General features: G+C 59.5%; 4 protein-coding genes. 1 reads left to right on the plus strand and 3 read right to left on the minus strand.

Annotation, left to right across the window (positions count from 1 at the left end):
* A partial coding sequence (locus ACXJL8_RS32405; RefSeq protein WP_456686251.1) for a LuxR C-terminal-related transcriptional regulator occupies positions 1–3070 on the minus strand: 3070 nt, incomplete at its 3' end.
* Positions 3071–3222: 152 nt separating this feature from the next.
* Here ACXJL8_RS32405 and ACXJL8_RS32410 point away from each other — a divergent pair.
* On the plus strand, positions 3223–3567 hold the full coding sequence (locus ACXJL8_RS32410; protein ID WP_456624423.1) for a nuclear transport factor 2 family protein: 345 nt from the start codon (positions 3223–3225) through the stop codon (positions 3565–3567).
* Between the two features lie 178 nt (positions 3568–3745).
* Here the strand turns inward: ACXJL8_RS32410 and ACXJL8_RS32415 are convergent, their stop codons facing one another.
* Both ACXJL8_RS32415 and ACXJL8_RS32420 read right to left on the minus strand, forming a co-directional pair.
* A complete protein-coding gene (locus tag ACXJL8_RS32415) occupies positions 3746–4606 on the minus strand; it encodes a L,D-transpeptidase (protein ID WP_456686252.1) in 861 nt (286 codons plus the stop codon).
* A gap of 183 nt (positions 4607–4789) precedes the next feature.
* A complete protein-coding gene (locus ACXJL8_RS32420) occupies positions 4790–5197 on the minus strand; it encodes a hypothetical protein (RefSeq protein ID WP_456686253.1) in 408 nt (135 codons plus the stop codon).
* Positions 5198–5562: the final 365 nt, after the last annotated feature.

Here is a 5562-nt window from a genome sequence, read left to right on the forward strand (position 1 = left end):
GATGCTCGGCACCATTGCCGACGCCGTTGCCTGGTACGGAGCCGGCTTCAGCCAACTCCGTGGCTGCCGCCTTTGCTGACCTTGGCTCCGAAGCGTGCTGCGAATGACCGCGGCCCGCGCTGGCGRCCGTCGCGAGGCCCGGATCGATGTTCTCGGCTGCTTCCGGTGCGTTTGCCGAGGTTGAGTGTCCGGAGTTTCCATGTTCCACGCCGCCAGGTTCGGCCGCCTTCGCTGACCCTCGAGAAGCGTCCGAAGCCGGAGCGTGATGCTCGACGCCATTGCCTGGTACGGAGCCGGCTTCAGCCAACTCCGTGGCTGCCGCCTTTGCGGAGCCTGGCTCCGAAGCGTGCTGCGAATGACCGCGGCCCGCGCTGGCGGCCGTCGCGAGGCCCGGATCGATGTTCTCGGCTGCTTCCGGTGCGTTTGCCGAGGTTGAGTGCCCGGAGTTTCCATGTTCCGCGCCGCCAGGTTCGGCCGCCTTCGCTGACCCTCGAGAAGCGTCCGAAGCCGGAGCGTGATGCTCGACGCCATTGCCTGGTACTGAGCCGGCTTCAGTCGACTCCGTGGCTGCCTTTGCAGACCCTGGCTTCGAAGCGTGCTGCGAATGGCCGCGGCCCGCGTTAGCGGCCGTTGCGAGGCCCGGATCGATGTTCTCGGCTGCTTTCGGTGCGTTTGCGGAAGTTGGGTGCCCGGAGTTTCCATGTTCGCCGCCCGGTTCTGCCGGCTTCGCTGCCCGTCGCGAAGCGTCCGAATCCGGAGCGTGATGCTCGACGCCATTGCCGACGCCGTTGCGTAGTCCGGAGCCAGCTTCAGTCGACTCCGTGGCTGCCGCCTTTGCAGACCCTGGCTCCGAAGCGTGTTGTGAGTTGCCGCCGCCCGCGCTACCGACCGCTGCGATGCCAGGACCTGTGTCTACGTTGATCGGCTCACTCTTCAATGGGAGATTTCCAACTGCCGTAACCGTCGCGCTATGAGCAGGCTCGATTGATGATACGTGAGCCGACACGCCAGCCGCATCATCGCTCTCTTCCGTTGCATCCGCCGGATCGCCAATGAAGGTTCTGGACCTCGTCGTCCCCTCCAAGCCGGCCCGAGTCGGCCCAAAGTGGAATCTCCAGCCGTCGTCGGCCAGAATGTTCCAAACTCCAGCGGTTGCGAGTGTGCTCTCGCTCGCCCCGATGCTGGGATGGTCATTGTCCGTACTCAGAACAGTCTGATCGAGAGCGTTCGCCGATAACAGTGCTTCCTGGAGCTTCTCTTGGGTGATAGCGACAGTTGCGCCTTCTCCCCGGGCGACGAAATCCGACTCCGCGATGGATACAATCCCCTGCAGGTGGATTTCCAGCAGGCCGCGATCCCCGATATCAAGAGCACGATCGGTCGGATTCATATAGACGATCGTTTCGTTGTTTGCGGAGTTGTAGGTCCAGGCGAGGGTATGTGGCGGTACAGACTTGCTTGCTGCTGTCATATGCAGCCACGCAAGCGCGCCGAAAGCCGCAAGATTGATCCTGCTCGCCCCAGATGCGAAATCGAAGGCAGAGTAGGAAGAGCCAGAATTGGAATCGACCCGTGAGCGATATGCAACGTTTTCATCACCGTTGCCGCCCATCAGTTGATCGCGGCTATATCCGCCAATACTGGCATCGTGACCAGCGTCCGCTAAACCGACAGGTTTTTGGAGGGTGTCACCCGCGGCGCCATGACTCACTTGGCCCCGATCGCCATCTCCAGCGACGCGTTCGTTTCCAGTGGTCACCACCGCGGAAGGCGGGCGGGAATCGTGCGAAGGGAAACCCAGGGCTGAGTTGTCTACATGATTAGCGTCAGCATTGGTGATCGCGGCCAGTTTTGTGGTCGCATTCTCTGCGGCGACACCCACGAAGCTGTCGATCGACGCGTGACCCGCGTGATGCGGCTGCACGGCGAGATGGGGGTCGTTCAGAGCGTAGATCAGCGCACCGGCGAGAGTGGCGAAGGTGCCATCGGAAGTAAGCCGCGGGAATTGATGTTCCGGGGTGGGGTCACCTCCAACCTGTTTGTCGCTGGTTCCTCGCAATAAAGGCGCAGGAAGATTGGGCGTGCTCGATCCAATCGAACCGTAGTCTTTCCACGGTTTCCGGCCTGCAGATTGCTCAGCCGCGCGCAGCGCTTCCGTTGCCGCCACCGGATTCGTGACTTGGCTCAGCTTGGCAAAAAAGTCCCTCTCGGTGAGCGGGGGCGTCTCGCCGGACTCCCAGACGATGAGGTGCCGGACAATAGCTTGTTTCCAGAGCTCATATCCGGCGTGCTCTCCAGCGTGGCCAATGCCGTTGTCTTCCGGAACGACGTCGTTCGCTTCGGACGCCTTGAGTTCGTCCGCAACTACGAGCGCCAGAAATGCCAGCGAGAGCGTGCCGAAGCCGGAGGAGCGTTGTAACAACGCGATGGCAGCGAGCACAGTTCTGTTGGCAACTTCAAGCTTATGAAAAATGTTGTACAGGTGTATTTTGACTGTCCCTGGCGAAAGGTTTAGCCGGCGTGCGATCTCCTTGTTCGACATTCCTTCTGATACTAGCCGTACAATTTGACGTTCCCGGTGCGTCAATAGCTCCAGCTTCTTTTCAATTTTGCCGCCGTCGTCAGCTTCCTTGCCGGTTGGCGAGAGAGAGAACCGCTCGGGCGACACACTGAGCTTCGTCATCGATCTCAGTTGTCGCAGCATAGTGTCGGGGGAAGCACACTTCGAAATTGCGCTACAGGCGCCAGCAGCGATAGCTGCGGTCAGATCGTGGTCGGGTTCAGACTCGGTAAAGAACACCAGCCCCGTGGAAAGATTCTCAGCTTTCGCAATAGCGAGGAGCTCGGATACCGTCAGATCCGGCAGGGTGTCAGCAAGAAGCGCGACGTCGGGTGTCAAAATCCGAATTGCTTCGAGGCAGCTAGTCCCATCGCTGCATGATGCGACAACGTCGAAGTCCTGCTGTGCCCCGAGTATCGACTTCAGGCCCTGTAGAACGATCGGTTGTCGATCTACGATCACAAGCCGGATGCGCTTTAACGGGGCCTGCTTCGCGGACATGTCTAACATGGACACCGCCTCGGCCCGGCCATCTATGTACTTCGGCATATGGCCGAGGCCGGTTGTGGGTATTTAAATACAATTTATCGAGTGGAGAAAGAGGCTTAGCGGGGCTAGCGCGACCTCGAATTGCAAGGTTTGACGGTATGTGGGTGGGAATTATGCGATTTGACCCGATGGCCGTTGCGATTGACTGGCTCGATGCCTACCGCGCGGGCGATATCGAAGCGATCTTGGAAATGTTTGCCGAAGATGCCGTGGTTCACTGCGGCTGCTGCGGCGGCCGCGTCAAAACCATTACCAGCCGCGAGGCACTTCGTGCCTATTGGGTCGATCGCCTCCGGGAATATCCGGCAGGCACGTTAGACGATCTCAATCCCTCGCGCGACGGGACCATTGTCTCGTACGTCACTAGCGCTGGTGTCATGAGTGCGCTTTTTGCGTTCGACGCCGCGGGGAGGATTAAAGAGCTAGATTGCAATCCCTCACATCAGACCGCGACGTGATCCAGCCGCTTGGGTCACGTGCTGGCCTTGCGGTTCCAGGGTGCCAATGTCTGCCGCGGGGTCACTAGCAGCCCGTTGTCTGCGGGGGTGTCAATAGCAGCTGGAGTCCGCTGAAGCTGACTTGAAAGCGACGGCTTGAATTGCCTCCTGAGTTGCAGGCCGATGACGGAGGACTGAGTTACTGGGCTTCGGCGATCTTCGGTCCAGATGACAACATCTGCGCGTTAGCCGCCGAGGGCCGCTTCGACGGCGATGCCGGGTCCGGCAACCGGAACGCGGCGTCGGCCGGCGCTCCCTGGGATGGCCTGCGGGCAGCGGTTGCCGGAAGCACGATCACTTTCGCTCCGACTTTCACCCGCTCATAAAGGTCCACGACGTCCTCATTGGTCAGCCGGATACAGCCGGACGAAACCCGCTTCCCGATCGTATCGGGATTGTTGGTGCCATGAATTCGATACTCGGTCTCGCCGAGATACATCGCCCGGGCGCCGAGCGGATTGCCGGGACCGCCTGCCATGAACCGAGGCAGATAAGGCTGACGCGAGACCATCTCCGCAGGCGGATGCCAATCCGGCCATTCTGCTTTACGGGCCACAGCCTGTTCACCGGACCATGTGAAACCTTCGCGGCCGACACCGATGCCGTAGCGCATTGCTTGCGTGTCGTTCAGAACGAAATAGAGGAATGTGTTTTTGGTGTCGATGATCACGGTGCCCGGCGCCTGGTGGCTGGCGTAGTCAACCACCTGCCGAACCAATGCTCCGGGACCGTCAGCAGCTTTTGGCGGTTCGACCAGAGGCGCCGGGGCCGGAATCGGAGCCGGAGCTGGCGCTGATGCATGAACCGGAGTTGCCACGTAGACCGGAGTTGACGATGCCTGGGCCTGGGGTGCGGACGGCTTCCGTGCCGGTTGCACGCTCGCCGGGTGAGACAGCAAACTGTACCCCACTACGGCGACGGCCACGGCGCCAATCGCAACTCTCGCGACCATCGGTATTGCGAGCGTCTCCGCCTTTCCACGTTTGGCCCGCTTGCTCATGTCTTTCCCCAGGTCATCATGCCTGGAAGAGGTACCCGGCAAAATTTAAGAAACTTCGAAGCGATGTCGCTCAGACCGAAACCGTTGCCGATGGTTAACGGCAGCTCTCAGACCGACAGCCGACACTCTGGCGCCTGAGACAGAAGACAGCTAAGGGCCACGAGCAGACATGCCGGGGGTACGTCAGTCTGGAGTGTCGCGACTCATTCCTATGGYATGGAAAGTCTTTCCGCACGGTGCGGTCTCGACGAACGCCTCATAGAAGGGTTCTCTTGGGTTCTTGTCGATCTCGGCCTGAGGCATTCTGTACACGACACGGACATAGCGGATTTTGTATCCGAGCAGGGCATCAAGAGACGAGTTGCTAGGTTGAAAGCCTGGTATCGAGCAGCAATTTGGATGGGTTGCTAAGTAGGATTTCGGCGTGTCTTTGGGCAAGTAGTCGCCGATCCTGTAGGCTTCATGGGAAATAGCAGTCTCGAACAGCTCTTGATTGGAGAGATACCGCATCTGGAGATAGCAAAATCCAGTGAGGTTCAGCACGAGCAAGGGGAAGCTGGCAATGATCATGAGCCCGATAAACTTGGCCATGCGATCCCTCAAATCTTTGCCGCGATTATCATCTGTCCAAGATAACGGAACTTAAGTCTTACAATCCGCGGCGCTACAAGCACCGTTTCTGGCACAAATAAGCAATCTGGCATCAGTCATGTGCCGTTTTGTCCGGGCTTGTGAGGATTCCGGTCTACCCGAGTGAACGGACATTCTCAGGATAGCCGGGCATGTCTCAGAGGGGCCACTAATGGCCATCAGAATTGGTGTCCGACGCCTCTTGATCATGGTCGTCGGCCAATCGTCGCCGCCGACGAAAGGCGCGGATACATTCGAACCCGATGTAGCAGAGCATCGAGAGGACGATAAAAGCAGGGACGAATTTGCCGGGATCACGCGCAAGC

The sequence above is a fragment of the Bradyrhizobium sp. P5_C11_2 genome, assembly GCF_054049755.1.

Bases quoted from the DNA above. Each gene is read 5' to 3' on its own strand.
- ACXJL8_RS32410 (WP_456624423.1), top strand. From the start codon at position 3,223: ATGCGATTTGACCCGATGGCCGTTGCGATTGACTGGCTCGATGCCTAC.
- ACXJL8_RS32415 (WP_456686252.1), bottom strand. From the start codon at position 4,606: ATGAGCAAGCGGGCCAAACGTGGAAAGGCGGAGACGCTCGCAATACCG.